The sequence below is a fragment of the Paracoccus sp. 228 genome (assembly GCF_000967825.1).
Taxonomy (GTDB): Bacteria; Pseudomonadota; Alphaproteobacteria; order Rhodobacterales; family Rhodobacteraceae; genus Paracoccus; species Paracoccus marcusii.
In genome coordinates, this window is record NZ_JYGY01000002.1 from 679239 (window position 1) to 705152 (window position 25914).

At 66.2% G+C, this 25914-nt stretch carries 22 protein-coding genes and 2 tRNA genes; 8 read left to right on the forward strand and 16 right to left on the reverse strand.

The genetic code is table 11. The features are described from left to right. Positions 1-20: 20 nt before the first annotated feature. From ttcA to rpmH, 4 genes are read right to left on the reverse strand one after another with little or no spacing between them, the layout of a single operon-like run. On the reverse strand, positions 21-908 hold the full coding sequence (gene ttcA / locus SY26_RS08700; protein ID WP_046000115.1) for a tRNA 2-thiocytidine(32) synthetase TtcA: 888 nt from the start codon (positions 906-908) through the stop codon (positions 21-23). Then, complete coding sequence (gene yidD, locus SY26_RS08705) at positions 892-1155, reverse strand: membrane protein insertion efficiency factor YidD (protein WP_045982129.1); 264 nt, start codon at positions 1153-1155, stop codon at positions 892-894. Before yidD ends, ttcA begins: the two co-directional genes overlap by 17 nt. Beyond that, positions 1152-1544 (reverse strand): ribonuclease P protein component, encoded by a 393-nt coding sequence (gene rnpA / locus SY26_RS08710; RefSeq protein ID WP_046000116.1) that lies wholly within the window; start codon positions 1542-1544, stop codon positions 1152-1154. The genes yidD and rnpA overlap by 4 nt, the downstream gene beginning before the upstream one ends. 50 nt (positions 1545-1594) lie before the next feature. Next, complete coding sequence (rpmH, locus tag SY26_RS08715; RefSeq protein ID WP_042247969.1) at positions 1595-1729, reverse strand: 50S ribosomal protein L34; 135 nt, start codon at positions 1727-1729, stop codon at positions 1595-1597. Positions 1730-1979: 250 nt separating this feature from the next. Here rpmH and SY26_RS08720 point away from each other — a divergent pair, with 250 nt between their 5' ends. Together SY26_RS08720 and SY26_RS08725 are read left to right on the forward strand one after the other, a co-directional pair. Beyond that, positions 1980-3401: a HAMP domain-containing sensor histidine kinase gene (locus tag SY26_RS08720; protein WP_046000117.1), complete on the forward strand. Its 1422-nt coding sequence runs from the start codon at positions 1980-1982 to the stop codon at positions 3399-3401. 85 nt (positions 3402-3486) lie between these two features. Further along, positions 3487-3563, forward strand: a tRNA-Arg gene (locus tag SY26_RS08725). Between the two features lie 594 nt (positions 3564-4157). Here the strand turns inward: SY26_RS08725 and SY26_RS08730 are convergent. Next, entirely contained in the window at positions 4158-4895 is a 738-nt protein-coding gene (locus SY26_RS08730; protein WP_157020451.1) for a hypothetical protein, read from the reverse strand. Between the two features lie 13 nt (positions 4896-4908). Next, a complete protein-coding gene (locus SY26_RS08735) occupies positions 4909-6225 on the reverse strand; it encodes an amidohydrolase family protein (protein ID WP_232303298.1) in 1317 nt (438 codons plus the stop codon). A gap of 775 nt (positions 6226-7000) precedes the next feature. Here SY26_RS08735 and SY26_RS20165 point away from each other — a divergent pair. Beyond that, on the forward strand, positions 7001-7765 hold the full coding sequence (locus tag SY26_RS20165) for an alpha/beta hydrolase (protein WP_198143126.1): 765 nt from the start codon (positions 7001-7003) through the stop codon (positions 7763-7765). 91 nt (positions 7766-7856) lie between these two features. On the opposite strand, the gene SY26_RS20465 is transcribed toward SY26_RS20165, so the two are convergent. Beyond that, positions 7857-8614, reverse strand: a protein-coding gene (locus SY26_RS20465) for an IS5 family transposase (RefSeq protein ID WP_157020452.1) whose coding sequence is annotated in 2 segments (ribosomal slippage) — positions 7857-8293 and positions 8293-8614 — 759 coding nt in all. Because the reading frame shifts where the segments join, the coding sequence is not laid out codon by codon here. A 105-nt stretch (positions 8615-8719) separates the two neighbouring features. After that, a complete protein-coding gene (locus SY26_RS20470) occupies positions 8720-10126 on the reverse strand; it encodes an IS30 family transposase (protein WP_232303292.1) in 1407 nt (468 codons plus the stop codon). 78 nt (positions 10127-10204) lie between these two features. On the opposite strand from SY26_RS20470, the gene SY26_RS22175 reads away from it, so the two are divergent. Continuing rightward, positions 10205-10426: an integrase core domain-containing protein gene (locus SY26_RS22175; RefSeq protein WP_369799417.1), complete on the forward strand. Its 222-nt coding sequence runs from the start codon at positions 10205-10207 to the stop codon at positions 10424-10426. A gap of 608 nt (positions 10427-11034) precedes the next feature. Then, entirely contained in the window at positions 11035-12267 is a 1233-nt protein-coding gene (locus SY26_RS20170; RefSeq protein WP_046000125.1) for a Hint domain-containing protein, read from the forward strand. Between the two features lie 51 nt (positions 12268-12318). On the opposite strand, the gene opgC is transcribed toward SY26_RS20170, so the two are convergent. From opgC to SY26_RS08805, 8 genes are all read right to left on the reverse strand, one after another. Next, positions 12319-13443, reverse strand: a complete 1125-nt coding sequence (gene opgC, locus SY26_RS08770; protein WP_046000353.1) for an OpgC domain-containing protein — start codon at positions 13441-13443, stop codon at positions 12319-12321. Further along, positions 13440-15557 carry a glucans biosynthesis glucosyltransferase MdoH gene (gene mdoH, locus SY26_RS08775; protein ID WP_084693768.1) on the reverse strand — a complete coding sequence of 706 codons (2118 nt, stop codon included), beginning with the start codon at positions 15555-15557 and terminating at the stop codon, positions 13440-13442. Before mdoH ends, opgC begins: the two co-directional genes overlap by 4 nt. Then, positions 15554-17059 (reverse strand): glucan biosynthesis protein, encoded by a 1506-nt coding sequence (locus SY26_RS08780; protein ID WP_046000127.1) that lies wholly within the window; start codon positions 17057-17059, stop codon positions 15554-15556. Before SY26_RS08780 ends, mdoH begins: the two co-directional genes overlap by 4 nt. A 187-nt stretch (positions 17060-17246) precedes the next feature. Then, the gene (ptsP, locus tag SY26_RS08785) at positions 17247-19490 is read right to left on the reverse strand and encodes a phosphoenolpyruvate--protein phosphotransferase (RefSeq protein ID WP_046000128.1); all 2244 of its coding nucleotides are present in this window, start codon (positions 19488-19490) and stop codon (positions 17247-17249) included. A gap of 59 nt (positions 19491-19549) precedes the next feature. Further along, on the reverse strand, positions 19550-20806 hold the full coding sequence (locus SY26_RS08790) for an aspartate kinase (RefSeq protein ID WP_045981474.1): 1257 nt from the start codon (positions 20804-20806) through the stop codon (positions 19550-19552). Between the two features lie 74 nt (positions 20807-20880). After that, positions 20881-21285: a DUF1178 family protein gene (locus SY26_RS08795; RefSeq protein WP_045981475.1), complete on the reverse strand. Its 405-nt coding sequence runs from the start codon at positions 21283-21285 to the stop codon at positions 20881-20883. A gap of 14 nt (positions 21286-21299) precedes the next feature. Further along, positions 21300-22517: a 3-deoxy-D-manno-octulosonic acid transferase gene (locus SY26_RS08800; protein WP_046000129.1), complete on the reverse strand. Its 1218-nt coding sequence runs from the start codon at positions 22515-22517 to the stop codon at positions 21300-21302. Between the two features lie 29 nt (positions 22518-22546). Next, positions 22547-22620 (reverse strand) — tRNA-Cys (locus SY26_RS08805). 138 nt (positions 22621-22758) lie between these two features. On the opposite strand from SY26_RS08805, the gene SY26_RS08810 reads away from it, so the two are divergent. From SY26_RS08810 to SY26_RS08820, 3 genes are read left to right on the forward strand one after another with little or no spacing between them, the layout of a single operon-like run. Then, positions 22759-23412 carry a protein-L-isoaspartate O-methyltransferase gene (locus SY26_RS08810; RefSeq protein WP_045981477.1) on the forward strand — a complete coding sequence of 218 codons (654 nt, stop codon included), beginning with the start codon at positions 22759-22761 and terminating at the stop codon, positions 23410-23412. Next, positions 23409-24794, forward strand: coding sequence for a TolC family outer membrane protein (locus SY26_RS08815; RefSeq protein WP_046000130.1), 1386 nt, complete (start codon positions 23409-23411; stop codon positions 24792-24794). Before SY26_RS08810 ends, SY26_RS08815 begins: the two co-directional genes overlap by 4 nt. Positions 24795-24814: 20 nt before the next feature. Continuing rightward, positions 24815-25900, forward strand: coding sequence for a hypothetical protein (locus tag SY26_RS08820; protein WP_046000131.1), 1086 nt, complete (start codon positions 24815-24817; stop codon positions 25898-25900). Positions 25901-25914 lie beyond the last annotated feature (14 nt).

Consider the following 25914-nt stretch of genomic DNA (forward strand, 5'->3'; position numbering starts at 1 on the left):
TCAAATTGCTTGTCGTACCGTTAATGTTCCCCGGCCGGATCGCGCAGGATAGGGGGAAGGGCGGGCTTATCACCCTGTTCGGGCGGGAAAATCGCGGAAAAATCGAATAGTTCAGTATCCAGCAGGTGCGACGGCCGGACATTCATCAGCGACCGGAACATCACCTGCCGTCGCCCGGGCGTCCGCGCCTCCCATTCGTCCAGCATGCGTTTCACCTGGACGCGCTGCAGCCCTTCCTGGCTTCCGCACAGATCGCAGGGGATGATGGGATAGTTCATCGCCCGCGAAAAGCGGTCGCAATCGTCCTCGGCCACATAGGCCAGCGGGCGCAGGACGGTCAGGTCGCCATCCTCGTTCAGCAGCTTCGGCGGCATGGTGGCCAGGCGACCGCCATGGAACAGGTTCATGAAGAACGTTTCCAGCATGTCGTCGCGGTGATGGCCCAGCACGACGGCGGAACAGCCCTCCTCGCGCGCGATGCGGTACAGGTTGCCGCGGCGCAGACGCGAACACAGCGCGCAATAGGTGCGGCCGGCCGGGACCTTCTCCTTCACGATGGAATAGGTATCCTGGTATTCGATCCGGTGCGGCACGCCGCGCGCCTTGAGGAACTCGGGCAGCACCGTGGCCGGAAAGTTGGGCTGCCCCTGGTCCAGGTTGCAGGCCAGCAGCTCGACCGGCAGCAGCCCGCGCCACTGCAGCTCGTGCAGGATCGCCAGCAGGGTATAGCTGTCCTTGCCGCCCGACAGGCACACCAGCCAACGGTCGCCGGGGCGGACCATCGCGTAATCCTCGATCGCGGCGCGGGTCTCGCGGACCAGCCGCTTGCGCAGCTTGCGGAACTCGGTCCCCTGGGGGGCGCCCGCGAACAGGGGGTGGATCTCGGTGGTGTCAGCGTCGTCCAGCATCGCGGGCCCTTTCATGGTCGGGATCGGCGCCGGGCACCGGGTCATAGCCGTGCCCGCCCCAGGGATGACAGCGCCCGATGCGCCGCAGGGCCAGCCAGCTGCCGCGCAGGGCGCCGTGGCGGGCCAGCGCATCCAGCGCATAGGCCGAACAGGTCGGCTGGAACCGGCAGCCATGCCCGACCCAAGGAGAGGCCAGCAGCCGATAGCCGCGCACCGGCAGCGCGACAAGGCGCGCCAGCGGGCTCATGCGTGGATCTTGGCCATGGCGCGGGCGAAATCGCCCTGCAGATCGGCAAAGGGTCGGCCGATGGTCGCTTCGGGGCGACCGACCAGGACATAGTCCCATCCGGCCTGGCCCAGATCGCCCAGCCCAAGGCGGGCGACCTCGCGCAGGCGCCGCTTGGCGCGGTTGCGGGCCACGGCATTGCCGATCTTCTTGGAGCAGGTGAATCCGATCCGTGCCGGGCCGTCATCGTCCCGCCTGCGGGCCTGCAGCAGGAAGCCCGGCATTCCCTGACGCCGCGCACGGGCGGCGGCCAGGAAATCGGCGCGTTTCTGCAGGACGGGCGGCATGCGAAATGCCGCCGTGCCGACATCCCTTGGCTGAACTTCAGCAGGATGGGGCAGAGGCGGCATGTCGAAAGCCTTTACGTGGCGGTCGTGACCGCCGGCAGGATCACGAATGATCAGGCCGACAGACGCTTGCGGCCCTTGGCGCGGCGGCGGTTCAGCACCAGACGGCCGCCTTTGGTGGCCATGCGGGCGCGGAAGCCGTGACGGCGCGCACGAACGAGGTTCGACGGTTGGAAGGTGCGCTTCATGATCAGTCTCCGGGTCGGTTCTTGCGGGGCGGATCGGGACGGGGCAGATTGCAGAAGACTGCCCTGCGCCACGACGCCGGTTGTTCGAAGCCCGCTGGATAGTGGACCCGCAGGCCCACGTCAACCATCCAAACCGGTAAATCACGGGCCAATCGGTCCGGGAACCGGGTCACGATCACATTCGTTTGATGTGCAAACCCGCAATCGCTTGGCTGACAAGTCCGGCCCGCGACACCATAACCCGGACACGATGCGACTGAACACGATCTCTGGCCGATTCGCCGCGCTGACAACCATGTTCGTCATCCTGGCAGAGCTGTTCATCCTGCTGCCATCCTTGGCGGGCTTTCGGCTGGACTATCTGGAGAGCCGGCTGGAACGGGCGCAGATCGCCAGTCTGGCCCTGCTCGCCACCGACGAATCGATCGCTCTGGATCTGGAGGCCGAGCTGCTGCAGACGGCCGGCGTGTTCAACGTCGTGCTGCGGCGCAACGACGTGCGCCAGCTGGTCCTGTCGTCGCCCATCCCGGGCCCGATCGCCGCGACGTATGATCTGCGGTCCGAAGGCGTGCTACACACGATCGGCGATTCGCTGCGGGCGCTGGCCGACCGACAGAATCGTGTGATCCGCGTCATCGGCGCACCGGTGAACCAGGCAGGCCAGCTGATTGAGATCACCATGGAAACCGCGCCGCTGCGTCAGGCGATGATCGACTACGGCCTGCGCCTGCTGGCGGTGTCGGCCGCGTTCTCGATCCTGACGGCAGTGCTGCTGTTCACAGCCGCCCAACGGATGATCCTGGTGCCGATTCGTCGCGTGATCACCCACATGTCCGCCTATGCCAGCGCGCCCGAGGACAGCCGTCACATCATCATCCCAGACGCGCGCCTAGCGGAACTGCGCGAGGCCGAGACCGCCCTGCAGTCGATGCAGCAGACCGTGACGTCCTCCCTCAAGCAGAAGGAGCGCATGGCACAGCTGGGTCAAGCGATCGCAAAGATCAGCCACGACCTGCGCAACATCCTGACCACGGCGCAGATCTTTGCCGACCGTCTGGAGGACAGCGCCGACCCCAAGGTTCGTCGCGCCGCGCCCAAGCTGGTCAATTCGATCACCCGCGCCGTGAACCTGTGCGAGACGACGCTGGCCTTCGGCAAGGCCGAGGAGCCTGCGCCGACGCTGTCACGCTTCAACCTGGCGCAGCTGGCTGCCGAGGTGATCGAGGCCGAGACCCTGGCAGGGGAGGCGGCAGGGCGGGTCGAGTTCCTGACCGACATTCCCCCCAGCTTGGTGATCCGCGCCGATCGCGACCAGCTGTACCGGGTGCTGGCCAACCTGGCCCGCAATGCCCGCCAGGCGATCGAGGCGACCGGCGGCCCTGGCACGGTCGAGATCGGCGCCGGCGAGGCAGAGAGCGATTGGTGGATCAAGGTCTGCGATTCGGGACCGGGCCTGCCGGACAAGGCCCGCGAGTACCTGTTCAAGCCCTTCACGGGCAGCACGCGCCGCGGCGGCACGGGCTTGGGCCTGACGATCGCGGCCGATCTGGTGCGTGGGCACGGGGGCCGGCTGATCCTGCTGCGCAGCGATGCCGAGGGCAGCCAGTTCTGCATCCACATCCCCCGCGGGATGGCCGATCTGTCTGCCCGCGCCGATGCTGCGGCACGATAACGGACGATTTGCCAAAAAGGAGTCATCTTTTTGTCTTTTCGCCCTTGCATCCCCCCGGCGTGGCCGCTAATTCCCACCGCATGTTGCACCCGTAGCTCAGCTGGATAGAGCACCAGACTACGAATCTGGGGGTCGGGCGTTCGAATCGCTCCGGGTGCACCATTTTTCCTTTCGTGAATACCAAGCAAAATTGCCGTTTGTATCACGGCTATGCCTTTTTGGTGGGCCAGCTTCCCCGCCCGCTCCTTCCTGTTCCGCCAGTGGCGAAGCCATCCCTACGTTTCACTTTGGATGACCTGATGTCATTCGAAGGGCAAAGCAGGGTGGGCGCAGCCCGACCTGCGGCCGGACGGTGATCTGACACACGGGGCCGGAGCGGTGAAATTGGGAGGGACCCGCGCGCCCCGCGGGTGGGAGGAACCGGATTTCTCCGTGGAGGCTGACGCGCAGCGGCACCAGAGCCCGTGTTCGGATTGCCGGCCGGATGGCAGGCGGAAAAAAAATGAAAGATCGCCAGCAGTGCCAGAGCGAAGCGGAGGCGCGGCTGTCCGTTAAATCAGCGATCGCGGTGCCCGCGATCACCATATCTCTGAAAAGCAGCTTCTCGACTGCCAGGCAGCATCAACGCGAAGAGCCTATAGACGACACTCATGCCACCTGCAGCTAATGCAGTCGCAGCATGAGCGCTCGGCCTATCGCAGCAACTCAGCCTCCGTCGCTAACCGCGCAACATCAGACGCTAGCGGTCGCGGGAACCTAGAACCGCAAGGTTGCTCCAATGATCGGCCCCGCCATCGTCATGTCGATCCGGGTACCGCCATCACGATAATCCACATTCAGCTGCCGATAGCCGCCGGAAAGATAAAGCTGATCGGTTACTTGATAGTTGGCAGTAGCGACGATCTGGCTGGTGTCATGTGAGCCTCCGACGTCAAATCCACCATAATCGGCATAAAATAGGGCGCTCCAGCGCGGCGACAGGGTGTAGTTCACACGAACGGCCACGACCGGGTCAGCAAAGGACTTGTCGCCGCTGCGCGTGACCGCGCCACCAAAGACGTCGGCTGTCCCTTCGATCTGCCACAGTCGTGCGCCCGCCAGGACGTCCATGTGCATTTCCTGCAGATCGACTGCCCTGTAGCCACCCAGCAGGGTCAGCGAGCTTTGGCGGATCTTGGCGTGCGCCGGAATGCCTGGCGGCACCATCCCCTCTTCGCTGGCCGACGCGATACTGAGGTCACCCATCAGCACAAAGCGGTCGCGGCGGGCATAGCCAGACAGGAAGAAGGCGCCGTCCAGATTGTCGAGGACGTCCGACAGGGACTTGTCGACCTCGACGGTGGGCGCGCCTGTGAAGGGCGTGACATCACCGCCAAGGCCCGCGCCCCAGACATAGGCCGTGGCCTGGCCCTGCCATGCGCCGTCCTGCGCAACAGCGGGCAGGACAGGCAGAACGATCGCGGCTGTCGCCGCCAACAGCTTGGTCAAACGCATTGTCATCTTCCTTTCACAGGCTGTTCTTGTGGATGCGGCCGTTCTTGACGATCAGCCGCAGATTGCCGGTGTCCTCCAGCCAGTCGAGACCGGCTTCCGGATCGCCCTCGACGACCAGCAGGTCGGCAAAGGCGCCGGGCGCGATCACGCCAAGCGGCCCGTCATAAGGCGCCCGCGGTCCCGACATGGCCAGCAGCTGCCCCGCCGCCCCGGTCGCACGATGCAGCGCCTCCAGCGGCGACATGAAGCGCGCCAGCTTGGTCAGATGCCGGCCCTGCTTTTCGGCGCCGCCGAACAGCACGTCACTGCCAAAGGCCCAGTTCACGCTGTGCGTCCGCGCAAGATCAAAGGCGCGCATGGTGCCTTCGGCAACCATCTTCTGCGCGGCGATGGCGGCAGGATCGGAATACTGGTTCGAATCCTCGTCGGCCAGGAAGGGCTGCAGCGACCACCAGACGCCGTTATCGGCCATCATTCGGACTGTCTCCTCGTCAGCCAGCTGACCGTGTTCGATGGACTTCACGCCGGCGCGGATGCAGCGCTGAATTCCGCGCGAGGTATAGACATGGGCGCAGACATATGTGTTCCAGTCGTCCGCCGCCTGGACGGCCGCGCGCATCTCCTCTTCCAGGAACTGCGTGGAGTCGATTGGATCAGAGGGAGATGCGACCCCGCCGCCCGCCATGATCTTGATCTGGCTAGCACCTTTCATCAGCTGTTCGCGCGTCCGGCGCAGCACATCGGCGGGCCCGTCGGCGATGGCCGTCATGCCGTTCTGCATGGCGTAATCCGCCTTGTCCGACGGCATCAGCGGCAGTTGGTTGGGAAAGCGGAAATCGCCATGCCCTGAGGTCTGAGAAATCATTGCGCCCGACGGGAAGATGCGGGGGCCTTCGACCACACCCCGGTCAATCGCGGCCTTCAGGCCAAAGGCAGGTCCGCCCACATCACGCACGGTGGTGAAACCGCGCTGTAGCGTGGCACCGGCCTGCTGGCCGGCCAGCAGATGGACCAGCCCGATATCCTGCGTCAAGGCAACGACCTGACTGACCGATGCCAGCGTGGCATGCCAATGCGCATCGATCAGTCCGGGGATCACACTGCGCCCGCCGCAATCAATGCGTTCGGCGTCCTCAGGGCCCTGACCGGCCGCCGGAAGCCCGGCGATGCGCCCGCCTTCGATCAGGATGTCGACACCCTGGCGCATCGACAAGGTCTCTCCATCGAACAACCTGAGGTTGGTCAGTAGCAGAGGGCGGGCCGGGGTCTGGGCGCGAAGCTCCCGCGGTGCAAGGCCGAAACCCGCGAACATCCCAACCACGGCCGCCATGCCGCCGATCATCTGTCGACGAGATATGTCGGCCTCGATCCGGCGCATCGCCGTCTGCGTCTCTGGTCGTCCGCAGTGACAAAAACTCTGTGTTCCCGGCTCGTTGACACCCTCAAAACAGGCAAAGCACATCGCGCACCCTTTGTCGTTGTGACCGCAAGCCCGGCGAGATCATCGAGCCCTCTTCACGAAAAGGTAACCTTAGGTTGCGTCAGTTTCATACAAGAAAAATCTCGTATTTCTGCCGCCGTCGTGCGTCATCATGACACGCGGATGTCCCCGCCAGAATTTATCGAGGATGTTAGGGTTTAGGCAGAAAGCACTTAGCGCGAAGGGAGACATCTCGTTGAGTGTTCCTGTCAATAAGCACGGGTAGCAGGGGTGTCGACAGCCGTCGCAATGCCAAAGAGGAGTTGCCAGAATGATAGGATGGTCCAATAGACCTTTTCGTTCTGTTCCCGGACATCAGATGCGATCCGTCGCTGTTGCACTGTTAATTCTGACAGTTTCCGCCTGCGGCGCACGTCCAACGAACGAGGTGCTTCGCCCGACCTCGGCGATAGTTGAAGATGCAAAGATCACGCAGGTCTACGTCGCAACCACGCGTGCCCCCCGTACGGCAGGCAGTACAGACTTTGGATATGTCCCATCACTTGGTGCCAGCTATGCCGCCTTCTCGGTCTCGACACCCCCCGGACATAAAACGGGGCGGATAGAGTGGCCACGAGATCAGACTGACCCGGCCACCAGTTTTGCCACGGTGGACAGCACTATCATGAGGGAAGACGAATTCCGAACAGCGGTGTCCAATGACCCGCGCAAGGGATCAGGTGTTGTCGTCTTTGTTCACGGCTTCAATCACAACTTCCCCGAGGCACTCTATCGATTGGTGCAGCTTTCCGTCGATTCCCGGGCTGATGGAGTGCCGGTGCTGTTTTCGTGGCCGTCTGCGGGGTCCCCTTTTGCTTATCTGGCTGACAAAGATGCGGTGGCTTTCTCGCGTGACGGGCTGGCGCGAACGCTGACCGCGCTGGTCGACGACGCCGAGGGCGCCCCAGTCCAGGTCGTTGCCCATTCGATGGGGGGGCTACTGACCATGGAGGCTCTGCGACAATTAAAGCTGGAAGGACAAGATGATGTTCTGGACCAGTTGTCTGTCGTCATGGCGGCCCCGGACATTGACCCCGATGTTTTCCGGGCGCAGATCGCCGTGATCGGTCCGATGGCCCGAACGATGACCCTTCTGGTCTCGCAGGACGATCGAGCCTTGGATTTGTCATCTCGGCTCTCCAGCCACCGGGCCCGGGTTGGCGCGCTGGACGTCGCCGATCCCAGGGTGGAAAGAGCCGCCCGCGCTGCCAACATCGCGATTGTGGACATATCGGCTCTGCCAGCGTCGAACCGGATCAACCATGACCGCTATGTCGAATTGTCCGCAATCTACGGGGAGCTGAACTCGGAGCAGTCACCATATCGCACAAGCGCCACTGCATTGAGCGAGGCAGGGGTGTATGTGCTCGATGCGTTTCTGAGGAACTAGGGGTAGTCTCGACGGGGTCCGACGTCTTTGCTGCGTATTGTCGGATTGCGAATGACTTAGCGGAGCAAGTGTCCGCTCTTAGGGTCAGGATTCATAACCAATAGATGACGGTTGCTGCGAGAGCGATGGCCGAGAGGAAGACCTTCGGACATCTGTCGTATCGCGTTGCCACGCGCCTCCAATCCTTGAGCCTGCCGAACATGATCTCGATGCGACTTCGCCGCTTGTAACGACGCTTGTCATATTTGACAGGCATCTTGCGTTGCTTCCGACCGGGGATGCAGGCGCGTATCCCCTTGTCCTGCAACGCGTCTCTCAACCAGTCAGCATCATAACCGCGATCGCCAAGCAGCCATTCGACGTTTGGCAAGCCGCTGAGCAGCGCCCGTGCGCCGATATAATCGCTCACTTGACCGGCGGTGATGAACAGGTCGAGCGGTCGTCCCTGGCTGTCGCAAATGGCGTGCAATTTGGTGTTCATGCCGCCTTTGGTGCGGCCGATCAGGCGTCCACGCCCCCCTTTTTGACGGCCATACTGGTCGCTGTGCGATGTGCCTTCAGGTATGTCGCGTCGATCATCACGGTCTTCTCTTCACCGTGTTTGGCAGCAAGTCCGGTCATCATCCGAGCGAAAATGCCCTTCCCGCTCCAACGCCTCCAACGGCTGTAAAGCGTCTTGTGGGGTCCGTAGGCGGTCGGTGCATCACGCCAGCGCAAGCCATTGCGGACAATGAAGATAATCCCACTGAGAACACGCCTGTCATCAACGCGTGGCTTGCCGTGTGACTTCGGGAAAAAGGGGGCAATGCGTGCCATCTGCGCGTCAGTCAGCCAGAAAAGGTCGCTCATGTCACCGCTCCGTTTCCGGGCCGTGAATCACGCAGCGCAACGAAAATCAATGCATCCTGGCCCTAGGGCATGTTCATCATTCGGATCGTGGATCACAAGGCGGTCTCAACCGGTCGTCGCAACATGGTCAGTTTCGGCGTTCGTGAGCAGCGCGTCCAGTGCCTCTGCCGGGGTTCTCCAGCCGAGGGTTTTGCGCGGACGTCCGTTGAGCGCAGCTGCAACAGCTTCGAGATCATCAGGACCGTGCAAGCTAAGATCGGTGCCCTTGGGGAAGTATTGGCGCAGCAGCCCATTGGTGTTTTCATTTGTGCCGCGCTGCCATGGGCTGTGAGGATCGCAGAAGTAGACCGGCAGATCAGCGGCGACGGTCAGTTCGGCATGACGAGCCATCTCGGACCCCTGATCCCAAGACAGCGACCGCCGAAGATGGCGGGGCAGATGAACGATGCTCCGCACGATGGCATCGCGCACGGCCTCGGCACCGTGACCCGCAAGAGGCGGCCCATTCTTCACGCGTGGTCCGTCACCATGCCCGGGCATCCGTGGAAGGTGCAGCAACAGCGTTAAGCGCGTCTGCCGCTCGACCAGCGTGCCGATGGCAGAGCGGTTGAGGCCGATGATGAGGTCGCCTTCCCAATGGCCGGGGACGGCACGATCCGCAGCTTCGGCGGGGCGCTCGCTGATCATGATTTCGGATGTCACGAAGGATTTTCCTCGGCCGGCAGTCCGGGCACGGGGCACACGCAACGCTCGACCAGTGCGCAAACACGCCGTCAGCTCACGGCGCAGAGCGCCACGCCCCTGAATGTAGAGCGCCTGGTAGATGGCCTCGTGACTGATCCGCATGGTCTCGTCCCCTGGAAAGTCGATGCGCAACCGACCGGCAATCTGCTCGGGACTCCAGGCTTTGGCCCACCGACGCGATTGCCGCCGTCCATGTCGCCGGCCTTTCCAGGCTGTAGGCGGGCCAACAACGACCGAGCCACCCGGGTGCGAGATATGGCCGGAGAGCCTGTCCTGCACATACTGCCGCAAAGCCGCGTTCGTCGCCAGCTTTGCGGCCTTTGGCCGCTCGGCCGCGCGCTCGGCATGCCACTGGGCCGTGGTCGCACGATACTCAAACCCGCCGGAGCGTGTGGCGGCATTGCGACGGATCTCCCGCGAGATAGTCGACGCAGCGCGGCCAAGACGGCGGGCAATCTCACGCAAGCCGACATTCTGCACCAAGAGCAGAGCGATCTCTTCACGCTCTTCCAGGCACAGGTAGCGCCGAGACGGTGCCGCCGCGGATGGAGCTAGATGTGAAGGGGGCATGCCGCCAGCCTTTCGAAACCACCGTGTTCCGACCGGCTGCGAGATGCCGGTCCGGGCGGCAGCGTCCTCGCTGGAAAGACCCAATGCAATCAGGGACCAGAAACGGCGCCGCTCCGACTGCCTTGCCACTCCCGGCCGCCCTGGTGAGCGCAATTTGCGCCTCGTCGACTGTTCGGATCTTCGTTTGCCTGTCGTCATCGCAACCTCCATCAGCAGAGTGTTGCGACGACCGGTTGAGACCGCCCAATACTCCTCTGTCGACTACCAGTCGCTGCAATGAGCGGGCGCAGGAACCGTTACGACAACGCAATGATCAAGATGTTCTTCGAGACTCTCAAGTCTAAGCGGGTTTGGCTGGTCGACTGGCAATCCCACCAGCAGGCTGAAAAAGCCGTCACCAGATACATCGACGGGTTCTGTAACCCCGTCAGGCGACATTCATCGCTTGGCTTCCAAAGCCCCACCGCCTTCGGGCGAAAGACCTCGGACGTGAGCTAAGCGCTCTTTACAAAAGCCGGGCAAGTCCGATGATCTGATGTGCTGCTTCAGTAGGTAATCACGATAAAGTGATGCTCAGCGTCTTACGGGGATTCCAGGTCTTACAACCTGAGGGTTTCTAGAGCCTAAATTGCTCAGCTTTAAGAATTTCTGCACTGTCTGCATTTATTTTATCTAAACATTTCGGTACGTTTCACCTCCGTTTCAGCGATAATTCACGTTGCTGAGAGGCGACGTGTCCTTAGCAGATTTCGTTCGCTCGGAACGTATCACTGCTAGAGTTGCAGCCCATCTCGACTGGAACCGTACCGTTCGGTTCTTTCTTGGTCATGCATCTTCGCGTACATAATGTGGTAATGAAGGTTAACAGGGTCGCCGTCGCGGTCCTGCACTTGGCCCCTGCAGTATTTGCGCACGGGCCCCGATCGGAGCGAGGCCAGACCATGCGACACGGCATCCGACCCCATCCCCCGTGCCCGCACTGGCCGATCGCTTACTGACTCCTGAAGGGTGCCTTCGGGCGCCCTGGCAATTCCGATTACCTGATTGGCCCCCAGAGCTGTTCTGCGGGGACGGACCTCTTACGCCCCTGTTCCAAGGAGACGCCCATGCCCGTCCTTACCCAACTTGAAGGCACGACCATTACCGGAACCGTCGACTCTCCCGTGGTGACGCTGCCGCCCACATCCGTGCTGAATGATTTCGGCGCCGGCCAGTCCTTTGACGGCTATCGCGTCCAGGACGATGAGACAGGTCCTGCAACCGTCGCCGCAGGCGAGTTCCTGACCCCCGTGATCGACGAAGAGCCGTTGCCGGGGACGTATCTTGGCTCCGGCATCCTGTCGACGGCGGGGCTGCGCGTCGGAAATCCGGCTGGCGGGCTCTTGAGTCCGAACCTCGGACTGTCTGCCCAGATCAATCCGGTAGGGGTCGACTACTTCCGTGACGGCGAGGGTAACGTTTACTTCATCAGCGATGCCCCACTTACGGCCGATCGTCTCCTGGTCACGGTGACTGTGAAGCTAACCGGGCTTCCGTCGGAGACGCTGACCGTTCCGCTTTCGGAGCTGAACGATACGATCGCCGACTTGGACCCAACGGGCCTGCTTGTCCCTTTGCTTCCGGGCGTCGACGATTTGGCGCAGTCGCTTCTGGACACGGCCGTCATTTCGACGACCATCGACGCCGACGGCACGCTTGAGCTGCCAGACGGTGATTTCGAAGTCGTGTGCTTTGCCGCTGGCACCCTGATCGACACGCCGGATGGGCCGGTGGCTGTCCAGACCCTTCGCCCGGGCGATCTGGTCATGACGCGCGACAACGGGGCGCAGCCGCTGCGCTGGACGGGATCGCAGCGCCTGTCCGCGGTGGCGCTGGCGCGCAATCCGCGACTGACGCCGGTCCGCATCACGGCAGGTGCCCTGGGCATCAACACACCGTCCCGGGATCTGATTGTCTCTCCCCAGCATCGGGTGCTGGTGCGGTCCCGGATCGCGCAGCGCATGTTCGGTACGTTCGAGGTGCTGGTCGCGGCCAAGCAACTGCTGTCGCTGGACGGGTTCGAACTGGCCACCGATCTGGCCGAGGTCGAATATTTCCACATCATGTTCGACCGCCACGAGGTCATCCGGTCCAACGGGGCGGATACCGAATCGCTCTATACCGGCGTGCAGGCCCTGCGCATGGTCGGCCCGGCCGCACGGCAGGAGCTGCTGACGCTGTTTCCGGATCTGGTCGATGCGGGTCGCGCGACCCTTCCCGCACGCGATCTTCCGCAGAACAGGATGGTGCGCAAGATGGCCGAACGCCATCAGCGCAACGCCTGCGCACTGGTGGGCTGAACCGCCGGCGCGACAGCAAGAAGGCCGCCCGTCACGGGCGGCCTTTTCGATTCAGGCCCGTCGTGCCTTGCGGGCACGTTGCCAGGGGGCGCCGTGCTCCAGCCACAGGGCCGACACCCACCACAGCGCCACGCAGGCCCACAGATCGACCGCAAGACGCCGCCACGTGGGCTGGTCCGCGGGGGTCATCTGGAACGCGTCGCCCAGCACCGACAACAGCACGCAGGCCACGAAGGCGAACAGTCCGCCCTTGCCGATCTGCTGCAATGCGACGCCGGGGCGGGTGGCCGCCAGCCATTCCATCGGCCGTGCCAAGGGGACAGAGACCAGCCACGCGGCGGCGACGATCGCCAGATAGCGGGTGCCGTCCAGGCTCCATTTGTCGATGGTGCCATAGACCTGCATCAGCGCCTGGCGAAAAGCCAGCGCGGGCTCTCCGATCCGGGCGCCGATGACGATGGCGCTGCCGAAGGCGAACATGCCGATCGCCAGCACCGTCAGCACGTGCCGCCACGGCCACAGCACCGCCATGATCGTCTGGCGATAGAGGCCGATCGCCGTGCCGGTATAGAACAGCATCTGCCAGCCGAACGGGTTGAACAGGAAGCCGTTCTCGGTCCGGTGGTTCGGGATCATCGCGTTCAGTTCGGGCGCGTGCCACCACAGCAGGACCGACCCCAACGCCACGATCAGCGGCCAGCGCAGCATCAGCGGCACCACAACCACCGAAAGGGTGATCAGGATCACGTAGACGGCCAGCACATCGATGATGTTGGGCTGGACCCAGAAGGTGGCGACCGTGCCGAGGAAGCCCAACGGGTTCTCCAGGATCCAGATCGCGTACTGATTCCAGATCGCCGTGTGCGGACGATCCAGCGCCAGCAGGGCCGCCGACAGCAGCGCCATCAGCACTGCGCCGATCAGCATGGCGCGCCAGACCTCGAACGCGCGGCGGGCGAACCGGCGCTGGGCCATGCGGCGTCCCTCGCGAGTTTCGACGCTGCGCCAGACAAGGCCCACCAGAAAGCCGGACAGCAGCACGAACATCTCGGACGCATCGAAGATCGAGAAGTTCGGCAGCGTCGTCCCCCGCAGGACCGAGATCGGCATGTGGTTGATCATGATGCTGACCAGCGCGTAGCCGCGCAGCATATCCAGCGCAATCAGACGGTTCATGCGGGCAACCGGCTCCACCGGGTCAGGAGGGCCGGATCCAGCAGCATGGCGTCCGTTTCGGTGCGATCCATGTCGTCAAGGGCGGTGACCTGTCCGCTGGCATGCTCGATCTTGGCGCCGGCGGTGATCCGGGCCAGGCGGACCGCGCGGGGCAGGTCGTCGGGCAGGGGGGCCAGCATCGCGACATGGCGCGCCAGCAGGTCCGCGTCGGACCCAAGCCGCAGCAGGCTGTCGCGCCCGGTCATGGCCTGGGGCAGGGACCGGCTGATGGCCGCGGCCTCGGTCAGGATGGCGGGGGGATCGCGTTCCTCGGGGGTGACCAGCAGGCCGCGTAGACGTGCCCACCGGCCGAAGACCGGGCTGGCCGACAGGCGCGAGGTCAGAGGCGACAGGATCAGCCCCGCCAGGATCGGCGACAGCCAGATCAGCTGTGCAGGAGAGAAGGTCGCCAGCACGATCAGCGTGCCCAGGCCCAGGACGACATGCGCCCAGTGATGGCGCAGCACCACGCCCCAGGAGGGCATCGACCCGGCGCGCGTCTGCGCGTTCCAACCGCTGTCGCGGCCCGACAGGATCTCGAAGATCTGGCGGGTCTGGACCAGCATCTGCACGGGCGCGATCAGCGCGGACAGGACCGTCTCGAAGATGGCGCTGGCAAAGATGCGCACGCGGCCGCCGGAATTGCGCGCCAGGGGACGCGCCCAGGCCCGGAAGGTCGCGATGAACTTGGGCAGAAGCAGCAGGCCCATGGCGATGGCGAACAGCCACAGCATCCGGCGGCTGTCGAAGACCGGCCATTCGGGGAACAGCTGATAGGCGTTGGGAAAATATTCCGGCGTCGACAGCAGCACGGTGGCCGACAGCACCAGACCCACCAGGATCAGGGCCAGCCACAGCGGGCTCATCAGAAAGCCCATGATGCCGATGATCATGTGCGCCCGGCTGACACCGCGCAGGCCCTTGACCCCCAGCAGGCGGGAATGCTGCAGGTTGCCCTGCGCCCAACGGCGTTCGCGCACGGCCATGTCCAGCAGCGTGGGCGGGCATCCCTCATAGCTGCCGCGCAGGTCGTGATCCAAGCGCACGGCCCATCCGGCCCGGCACAGGGCGGCGGCCTCCACGAAGTCGTGGCTGAGGATGGTGCCGCCGAAGGGCGGATTGCCGGGCAGGCGGGGCAGGCCGCAGGCCTGGGCAAAGGCGCTGACGCGGATGATCGCGTTGTGACCCCAGTAGTTGCCGGTATCGCCCGACCACGCGGCCACGCCGCGCGCGATCATCGGGCCATAGACGCGGCCCGCGAACTGGGTCAGGCGGGCAAAGATCGTCTCTCCGCCGACCAGCATGGGCATGGTCTGGATTAGGCCCGCCTGGGGGTCGGCCGACATGCGCGCCGACAATGCGCGGATGGTGGCGCCCGACATCACGCTGTCGGCGTCCAGCACGACCATCTGGTCATAGCGTCCGCCCCATTGGCGCACGAATTCCGCCAGGTTGCCCGACTTGCGATCGTCGTTGGACAGGCGGCGGCGATACCACAGGGGCAGTGGCGACAGGGTGCGGGCGCGGTCGATCACCAGCGTCTCGTTGACGGCGATGGCGGGGTCGCGGGTGTCCGACAGCACGAAGATCTCGGTCCGGTCGGCCATGCCCTCGGCCTCCAGCTCTCGGGCGAGGGCGACCAGAAGGCCCGTGCTGGTCGCGACATCCTCGTGATAGATCGGCATGACGACGACGACGCGGGCATCGTTCGGCCCATCCGGCGTGGTCAGGCGCGGGGCCAGGAACCCGGCCAGCGTCCCGCAGAACGAAAAGCCCACCCAGGCAAAGGTCGGCACGAACAGCACCAGCAGCGCGATCTGCATCGGCGTGGGATCGGCGCCAAAGGCCGCCAGCATCTGCGAAAAGCCCACGACGGCCAGGACTGCGGTGCCGCCAAAGGCGATCAGCCGCGCAAGCCAGACGCGAAGGCTGTTCATGCGCCGCGCGGGCCCCGCCTGCGGGTGGCGCGCGAAATCCTGCACGGGCATCGTCAGCGGCGCCAGAGGCGGCACAACGGGTGCCACGGCCGGCGCGTCGGAACGACCGGCCGTCGTCATGTCATGGTCCATGGTCATGCCGTCCAGCGCGTCAGCCAGGTCTCGCTGAGGGCGAGGCCGTCGGGATCGGTCAGCAGCGCGCTGAGTTCGGACAGCTGCGTCCGCCCCGGTTCGAATTCGAATGCCAGGCGCAGCACGCCCTGTTCCGGCAGCGGTTTCAGATAGGCATGCGCGATCCGGCCCTCGGACGTGCTGACCTGATAGTTGGGCAGCGTCTCGCGGAACATGCCAAGATCGAAATCGATGATATAGCTGCGCGTCGTCTCGACATTGATCGACCGGCCGGACCGCACCTGCCGGACCTTGGCCAACGGCAGGTTGCTAGGCGGCAGACCCGCAAAGCTGAGGCGATAGCGGAACTCGGTCCGCTCTCCGCCGGGGATCGTGTCGGAGGGCAGCCAGTAGCTGACGATGTTGTCGTTGAACTCGTTCTCGACCGGGATCTCGATCAGGCGTACTTCGCCCGCCCCCCAATCGCCCTCGGGCTCGATCCAGGCGGAGGGACGCAGATGGTACATCGCCTCGGCATCCTGATAGGTCTCGAAGTCGCGGGGCCGCTGGACCAGGCCAAATCCGCGCGGATCGGTGTCGACGAAACTGCTGATCTGCAGGTTGCGCGGCGACATCAGCCCGCGCCACAGCGACTGGCCCGCACCGGTCTGCATCTGCAGCCCGTCGCTGTCGTGGCAGGCGGGGCGATAGTCGTCGACGACCCGGCGGCTGGCCGGGCTGAACCAGAACATCGACGTTAGCGGCGCCAGGCCCGTCTCGCGCAGATCGACGCGCGGGAACAGCGCGACGCGGGTCCGCACCATGGTCACCGCGCCGGGCGTCACGTCGAACTGGAACGCCGCCGCGACCGACTTGCTGTCCAGGATCGCATAAATGCGGACGCTTTCCGCGCCGGGCTTGGGCTCGACGATCCAGAAATCGGTGAACAGCGGGAATTCCTCGCCGTCGGGGCTGCCGGTCTTGATGGCCAGGCCGCGCGCGGACAGGCCGTACAGCGTGCCGCGCGCCACCGCGCGGAAATAGCTGGCGCCCTGAAAGACGATGAACTCGTCCATGACGCCGGGGCGGTTCAGCGGCGTGCGCATCCGAAACCCGGACCAGCCCATGTTGCCGATCGTGTTCAGGTCCGGGCCGTCGGGGAAATAGCGTTCGTCGAATTCCAGCAGCGCCGGGTCGAACGGGATCGGCCGGGTGACGCCGTCGCGAACCAGGTTGATCTGCACCGGTTCATAAAAGATCGAGCCGGGCGACAGCAGGTCCACCCGAAAGGTCGCGTTGCCCGCCAGCGGGTCCTGGTCGCGGCGGAAACGGATGCCGCGATACTGGTCATAGTCCAGGTTGGCAAAGCTGCCGACCAGTTCCGCGACCGGCTGGACGTACAGGCGCGCGGACCGTTCCTGCGCCAGCGTCGCGACCTGTTCAAAGTCGAAGGGCTGCGGGGCAGGGGGCCCGAAGGCTGCGGGGTCCACGCCTTCGGCAGGCGCCTGGGCCTGTGCCGGGACCGCCATCAGCGATCCACCGGCAGCCAGGGCGGTGGCAGCATTGAGAAATTGACGACGTTTCATATCCGGGGATGTCTCGACAAGGATAAGCGAATATACGCGGCACGCCGCAGTGCAGCAAGCGTGCCGGGCGGTTTGCTCGCTTATCGGCCGATATGGGCCTGCCGGGCAAGCAGGAATCGGCCTTGTCGGTTCATTGTCGTGCCAGCCAGGCCGTCACGGGGCCGCGTACGCTGGTCAGGCCCTCGGCCTCGGCCTCCTCGATGACGCGGGCCAGCTCGACGATGCTGATGCGCCGGATGAGGTGCTTGACCGGTCCGATCGACGCCGGCCGCATCGACAGGCGGTGAATGCCCAGGGCCGCAAAGACCAGCGCCTCGACCGGCCGCCCGGCATCCTCGCCGCAAAAGGACAGCGGCACGCGGGCATTGGCGCAGCGCGCGATGATCTGGCGCAGCATCGACAGGAACGACACGTTCAGCGTGTCATAGCGACGGCGGACCCGCTCGTTCTCGCGGTCGGCGGCAAAGAAGAACTGCTTCAGGTCGTTGCCGCCGATCGAGATGAAGTCGCACATCTCGAAGAACCGCTTGGGTGCGAAGGCCAGCGACGGTGTCTCCAGCATGGCGCCGACGCGGATGTCGCTGGGCATGGAATGCCCCAGGCGCTGTTCGCGCGCCATCTCCTGCATCAGGATGCGGTGCGCGGCCTCGTATTCCGTGATGTCCGCGATGAAGGGGAACATGACGTGCAGGGGCCGGCCCACGCTGGCGCGGATCAGGGCCTGCAGCTGCATCCGCAGCACGCCGCGCTTGTCCAGCCCCACGCGGATCGCGCGCCACCCCATCGCGGGGTTCGGTTCGTCCTGCGGCTTCATGTAGGGCAGAACCTTGTCCGACCCGATGTCCAGCGTGCGGAACATCACCGGCTTGCCCTGGGCGTTGTCCATGACGCGCGCATACAGACCGGCCAGCTCGGCGCGCCGGGGGACATGGCTGCGGACCAGGAACTGCAGTTCGGTCCGGAACAGGCCCACCCCCTCGGCGCCCGACCCCTCAAGTGAAGGCAGGTCGGCCATCAGGCCCGCGTTCATGAACATCTGGATGGTGGTGCCGCAGGTGCCCGTGGCGGGCTGGTCGCGCAGGTCGGCATAGCGGTCCTGCGCCTCGGCCTGCATGGCGATCTTGTCTAGGAACGCCTTGTGGACGGTCTCCTCGGGGCGCAGGTGGACGACGCCCTGATCGCCGTCGACCAGGATCGGGTCGCCGTTCAGCGCCTCGGTGGTGATGCGGGTGGCGTGGATGACCAGCGGAATAGCCAGCGCGCGGGCGACGATGGCCGCGTGGCTGCCGACCGATCCCTCCTCCAGCACGACGCCCTTCAGCCGACGCCCGTATTCCAGCAGCTCGGCCGGGCCGATGTTTCGGGCGACCAGGATCGGGCGTTCGGGCATCTCGGCGCCGGTGTCGTGGCCCTGTCCGGTCAGGATGCGCAGCAGGCGGTTGGACAGGTCGTCCAGATCGTGCAGGCGATCGCGCAGATAGGGGTCGGCGGCCATCTCCAGCCGGGCGCGGGCGCCGGACTGCTCCTTCTCCACCGCGGCCTCGGCCGAAAGGCCAAGGCGGATGTCCTCCTCCATGCGCTTCAGCCAGCTGCGCGAATGGGCAAACATCCGATAGGTCTCCAGGACCGCGGCATGATCGCCGTCGCCCATGTCGACCGCGCCCAGCATCCTGTCGACCGTCTCGCGCAGGGTCTCCACGCCCTCGTGCAGGCGGGCCAGTTCCTTGTCGGGGTCGTCGCCGACCGGGTTGGCGATGACCACGCGCGCCTCGTGCAGCCAGACACGCCCCTCGGCCACGCCCTCCTGCCCGGTGGCGCCGCGCACCAGAAGCGGAAAGCGGTGCGCCAGCGGCAGGCTGTCGGACTGGCTGCCCTGGAACGCGCCCAGTTCGGTCATCTCGGCCAGGACCATGGCCACGACCTCCAGGCCATAGACCTCGTCCTCGGAGAACTGCCGGGCGGTCGCGCATTGCACGACCAGGACGCCAAGCCGTTCCCCGACCCGCTGGATCGGCACGCCCAGGAAGGCGGGAAAGACCTCCTCCCCGGTCTCGGGCATGAAGCGGAAGCCGGGCTGGGCGGGGGCGTTCGCGGTGTTCACGTTGCGCCCGGTACGGGCGACGCGGCCGACCAGACCCTCGCCCAGGCGCAGCCGGGTCTGGTGGACGGCCTCCGGGCGCAGCCCTTCGGTGGCGCACAGTTCCAGCGTGTCGGCATCGCGAAACAGATAGATCGAGCAGACCTCGGTGCCCATCGAATCGGCGATGTGATGGGTGATCTGATCAAGTCGATCCTGCCCACCGCCCGCCGCGGCCAAGATTTCCTTGAGCCGCTTCAGCAGCTTGCGAGAGTCGCTGTCGGTGCGATCCTGCATCGCCTGCCCCGCCTTCTGCCGTTACGCGTGTCCCCGACCGGGGAACCAACCAGAGGGCGTTATGCCTTCTCCAGTTCGAAGGCATCATGCAGCGCCTGCACGGCCAGTTCCATGTATTTCCGATCGATTAGCACCGAAATCTTGATCTCGGAGGTGGAGATGACCTTGATGTTGACGTTTTCATCGGCCAGCGCCTTGAACATGCGGGCGGCGACGCCCGCATGGCTGCGCATGCCGATGCCCACGACGGACACCTTGGCGACCTCGGTGTCGACGACCAGTTCGTCATAGGCGATGTGGCCGGCCTGGCGGGCCTCCTCCATCGCACGCTTGGCGCGCTCGACCTGGTTGATCGGCACGGAAAAGGTCATGTCGGTCACCGAACCCGGGTGATCGTCATAGTCCTTTTCCGAGATGTTCTGAACGATCATGTCGACGTTCACGCCCGCATCGGCCAGCGGCGCGAAGATCGCGGCCGAGATGCCGGGACGGTCCTCGACCGTGACCAGGGTGATCTTGGCCTCGTCGCGCGACGAGGCGACACCGTTGACGACTTTCGATTCCATGATTTCATCCTCATCGCAGATCAGCGTGCCGGAATTTTCGTCGGTATCCTCGAACGAGGACAGCACCCGCAGGCGCACCTTGTAGCGCATCGCAAGCTCGACCGACCGCGTCTGCAGCACCTTGGCGCCGAGGGATGCCAGCTCCAGCATCTCCTCGAAGGCGATGCGGGGCAGCTTGCGCGCGCGCGAGGTGATGCGCGGATCGGTGGTATAGACCCCGTCCACGTCGGTATAGATGTCGCAGCGTTCCGCATCGAAGGCGGCGGCGAACGCCACCGCGGTCGTGTCCGATCCGCCGCGGCCAAGCGTGGTGATGCGGCCTTCGGGCGACAGGCCCTGAAATCCCGCGACCACGGCGACCTTGAAGCCTTCGGCGAACTTCTGGTCCAGGTTCTTGCGCGGGATGTCCACGAAGCGCGCGGCCGAATAGGCGGCGGTCGTGTTGATCGGCACCTGCCAGCCCTGCCAGCTGCGTGCAGGCACGCCCATCTCCTGCAGGGTCAGGGACATCAGGCCCGCGGTCACGTTCTCTCCGGAACTGACCACCGCGTCGTATTCGCGCGCGTCGAACAGCGGAGAGGTCTGTTCGACCCATCCGACCAGTTCGTTCGTCTTGCCGGACATGGCGCTGACGATGACGATCACGTCATAGCCCCGCTCGACCTCGCGCTGCACCTTGCGGGCGGCGTTCTTGATCCGGTCCAGATCGGCCACCGAGGTGCCGCCGAATTTCATTACCAGAAGCGGCATCAAGGGCCTCCAGCCAAAGGATGTGCGTCGGCGGGGCTTTTAGGGGCGGTGCGCGCGAACCGCAAGGGGCGGTGCTAGTTCGTCTTGGGACGCGGGACGAAGGGCAGGGGGGCCACGGGAACGCCGTCCTCGATCAGCTTGCGTGCATCCTCGGGGCGGGCCTCTCCATGGATGGCGCGGGCGGGCCGCGTGCCTTCGTGCATCGCGCGGGCCTCCTCGGCGAAGGACAGGCCGACATAGTCGCTGCTGGTCTCGATCTTGCGGCGCAGCGCCTGCAGGGCGGCCTCGGCGGGGTTGCGGGGGGCGGTCAGGGTCTTGTCGCTGACCGCCGGGGCCATCAGCGCCCGGTCGACCTTGGTGGCGCCGCAGACCGCGCAGCCGACCTGACCCGCATCGCGCATCGCCTCGAACCCGTCCGAGGACCGGAACCAGCCGTCGAAATCATGCCCCTGGTCGCAGCGCAAGGCATAGCGGATCATCGCAACAACTCCTGTCAGATGATTCCTATATCGGGTCCGCCGGGGGCGCGTGCAAGATCGTCCAGCCGCGCGATCAGCGCCGCAGGATCGCCCGCCCGGTCCACCAGCACGGCCCGCGCCGCGCGGCCCATCGCACGGGCCTCGTTGGGCGTGTCGGTCAGCCGCGACAGGGTCGCCGCCAGATCGCCTGCGGGTCGCGCCGCGCCGTGCCCGTCCAGCGCATCGAAGGCCTCGACGAAGTTGCCGACATGGGGGCCGTGGATCAGCGCGCAGCCATGGGCCGCCGGCTCCCACGGGGTGTGGCCGCCATGGTCCTGCAGGCTGCCGCCGATGATGCAGATCCCGGCGCGCGCGTACCAGCGCGCCATCTCTCCCAGGGTGTCGGCCAACAGCACGCCGCCCGCCGGCGCATCGTCCGCGCCTGCGCTGCGGCGCGCGAAGGACAGGCCGCGCGCCGCGATCAGTGCCGCGATGGCATCCCCCCGGTCGGGATGGCGCGGCGCCAGGATCAGGCGCAGGTCGGGCCGGGCATCACGCAGCGCGGCAAAGGCGTCCAGCACCGGCCCGTCCTCGCCCTCATGCGTCGATGCCGCCAGGATAACCCGGTCGCGGGCCGCGCTGTCCGGGGGCACGGGCTGCGCCGCAGGGGCCAGCAGCTTGAGGTCCAGCCGCGGCAGCAGCGCGCGGTGCGGCAGGCCCAGGTTCAAAAGGCGCGCCTCGCTGCCCTGATCCTGCGCCGACAGGGCCGCGACGCGTCCCAGCATCGGCCCGATGATGCGCGGAAACCGCGCCCAGGTGCCCGCCGACCGTTCCGACATGCGCGCGCCGATCATCGCCTGGCGGATGCCGCGTTCGGCCAGCAGGCGCGACCGCAGCGGCCAGAACTCTCCCTCGACGGTGATCGCCAGCGCGGGGCGCGCGGCATCCAGGAACCGGGCCAGTGCGCCGGGCAGATCCAGAGGCGCCAGCCGCGCGGGCAGGCCCCAGTCCTGCGCCAGTGCGCGGCCCGTCTCGCTGTTGGTGGTGACCGTCAGGGGGTGGCGCGCGGCCAATGCCTCGATCACCACGCGGGCCGAGGTCAGCTCTCCGACGGATGCGGCATGCAGCCAGATCGCGGCGGGGCCGGGCGCGCCCGTGCAGACCAGACGCTCGCGCAGCGCCCGCGATCCGCCCAACCGCGCGCGCAGGCACAGCGCGGCCTCGGCGATGCGGGTCGTGGCGTCATAGATCATGCAGGAAGGTCCCCTCGGTCAGGATGAGGTGGAGGCGGGTACCGGAATCGAACCGGTCTTCACGGATTTGCAATCCGGTGCGTAACCTCTCCGCCAACCCGCCGCCGTCGAGAGTGGCCGTGTCCTAGCGGATTGCCGCGACCCATGCAAGACGCGAAGCGCGGGGCCGATGTCCTGCGTTGCCCAACTGCGGGAAACATGGCAATAGTCGGCCAAACAGGTCCAGCAGAGGTTCCCCGACATGAGCGATTTCGCCGCGCGCCGCACGACGATGGTGGATACGCAGGTGCGCACCAGTGACGTCACCAAGTTCCCGGTGATCGACGCGATGCTGACCATTCCGCGCGAGGAGTTCGTTCCCGCCAGCCGCCGCTCGGTCGCCTATTCCGGCGAGAACCTGGACATCGGCCACGGCCGCGTCCTTCTGGAGCCGCGGACCCTGGCCAAGATGGTCGACGCGCTGGACATCCAGCCCGACGAGCTGGTCCTGGACCTGGCCTGCGGCTATGGCTACTCCGCCGCCGTCATGGCCCGCATGGCCGAGGCCGTCGTCGCGATCGAGGACGACGCGGAACTGGCCTCCGAGGCCGAACAGCGCCTGTCGGAGGCGGGCATCGACAACGTCGCCGTCCTGCACGCCCCCCTGACCGAAGGCGCGCCCAAGCAGGGGCCCTATGACGTGATCCTGATCGAGGGCGCGGTCCAGGACATTCCCGCCGCCATCGTCGAGCAGCTGCGCGAGGGCGGCCGCGTCGCCGCCCTGTTCGTCGAGGGCGCGCTGGGCGTCGCCCGGATCGGCACCCGGCAGAACGGCCAGCTCAGCTGGCGCTATTCGTTCAACGCCAAGGCGCCGATGCTGCCAGGGTTCGGCCTGCAACGCGGGTTCGCACTGTGACCCCGCTTGCGCGGTTCGCGGGGGGTGCGCTTCTGGCCTTGGCCGCGGCACTGCCCGCCCGCGCCGAATCGCTGGCCGACACCATGGTGGCGGCCTATCGCCATTCGGCGCTGATCGAACAGAACCGCGCCGTCCTGCGCGCCGCCGACGAGGATGTCGCGGCCTCCGTCGCGGCCCTGCGCCCGGTCGTCGAATGGGTCGCGCGCCAGTCCGCCTCGCGGACCGAGGGGGGTACGACCGTGCGGTCGACCTCGCTGTCCCTTGGCGCGCAGCTGACGCTTTATGATTTCGGGCGCTCGCAGCTGGCCATCGACGGGGCCAAGGAACAGGTCCTGGCCACGCGACAGGCGCTGGTGGGGGTCGAACAGGACATCCTGCTGGCCGCGACCGTCGCCTATTTCGACGTGCGCGAGGCCATCCAGCAGGTCGGGCTGCAGGAAAACTCGGTCGACGTCCTGTCCAGCGAGCGCCAGGCCGCGCAGGACCGATTCGACGTGGGCGAGATCACCGTGACCGACGTGGCGCTGGCCGATGCGCAGCTGGCGGCGACCCGTGCCGCGCTGGCTGCCGCCAACGGCCAGCTGGAGATCGCGCGCGAGGCCTATCTGGCCGTGACCGGCCGCCAGCCGGGTCGCCTGGACGCGCCGCCGCCGCTGCCCAACCTGCCCGCCACCCTGGACGAGGCACGCCAGATCGCGCAGCGCACCCACCCCGCCATCGGTCAGTCGCAACGCCAGGCCGCCGCGGCCGAGATCGGCGTGGCCGCCGCCGCCGCCGAACGAAACCCGACCCTGTCGGGCACGGCCAGCGTCGGCGTGACCCGTGCGCCCGAAGCCAGCCTGGGCGGCCGCTATGGCAGCCGCAATTCGTCGTCTGTGGGGCTGGAACTAAGCCAGACCCTGTATTCTGGCGGGCGCCTGTCTGCCGCGCATCGCCGCGCGATGGCGCAGCGCGACCAGGCACGTTCGGCGCTGCTGAACACCGCGCGCCAGATCAGCCAGCAGGTCGGAGAGACCTGGGCGAACATCGCCGTCGCCCGCGCGCAGATCACCGCGATCAACCAGCAGATCTCGGCCGCGCAGCAGGCCTATGACGGCGTCCGCGAGGAGGCGCTGCTGGGTGCGCGGACCACGCTGGACGTGCTGGACGCCGAACAATCGCTGCTGGAGGCGCGGGCCGACCGGATTTCCGCGGAATCGAATCTGCAGTTAGCTCATTATCAACTTCTGGCTGCTATGGGTCTGTTGACGGTAGAAAACCTGCAACTGGGGATACCCACCTATGACCCATCGCAATATTACAATGCTGTGCGGGACGCGCCCGCAACCAGCAAGCAGGGCGAAAGCCTGGACCGCGTGCTGCGCGCCATCGGCCGGAACTGATCCGGCCCCGGCGGTGCGCCATGACTGAGGCGCGCCGCATGACCCCCGTCGAGGATTCGGCGACCGACACCCCCGCACCGCGGCGCAGCGCCGCCAAGGCCGCTGTGGCGCCCAAGGCACCGCGCCGCCGCAGCGCCAAGGCCGATGCGGCCCCCCCCGCCACCAAGCCTGCCCGTGCCAAGGCCCCCCGCGCCAAGGCCGACCCGGAGGCCAAGCCCGCCCGCGCGCGCACCCGCAAGGTCGCGCCGGCGCAGCCTGCGCAGGTCGTCACCCTGCCGGTCCTGACCCAGGATCAGCCGATCGGACAGGCCGCCCAGGAAATCGCGCGCATCCGTGCCGAAATGCAAAGCATCCGGCACATGATCGACGGCCAGCCCGTGACTCACAGCGACGCGCGCACGATGCTGCACCGCCTGTCTCAGGATCCGACCCCGCGGGGCATGCTGGCGGGCAGCACGGCCTCGGTCATCCAGCTGGCCCCGCATCTGCGCAGGGCGGTCGCGGATCTGCCGGACGACGGCGTCCCGCCGTCGCGGCCCCGGCGCGCGACAGGCAAGGCCCGCGGCAGGACGGCAGCGGCGCTGGCCCTGCCTGACGCAATCGTCGAGGCGCCCATCGCCGATGCCCCGACCGAGGAGGTCGTGGCGCCTGCCGTCGCACCGGCGGTCATCCCAGCCGCAGCGGCGCCCCGGTCCCGCATCGCACGGCTACTCTCTGCCTGGGGCGACTGGCTGCTGTGGCGCCTGCTGCCGCCGGCGATGCCCGCCCAGGCATCCGCACAGGATGCGGCTGTCGGTCCTGCGCAGGTCCGCGGATCAGCGGCCGCCGATGTCGTCCCTGCGCCGCAGGCCCATGCGCCCGCGGGCGACGGTCCCGACCGTCCGCAGGCAGACGATGCCGCCGCGCTGTCGCATCTGCCGGTCGCGCAGATCGTTGCCCAGACCGTTGCGCAGATGATGGACGACAAGACCATGCGCGCCCACCTGCAGGAGATGATCCGCGAGGAGCTGGAGGGAGAGATGGGCGCCCGCTTTTCGGGCAACCTGCGTGCCGTGGTGCGACGCGAGATCGCCACGGCGCTGGATGAACGGCTGACGCATCTCTGATCCCCGTCCGGGGA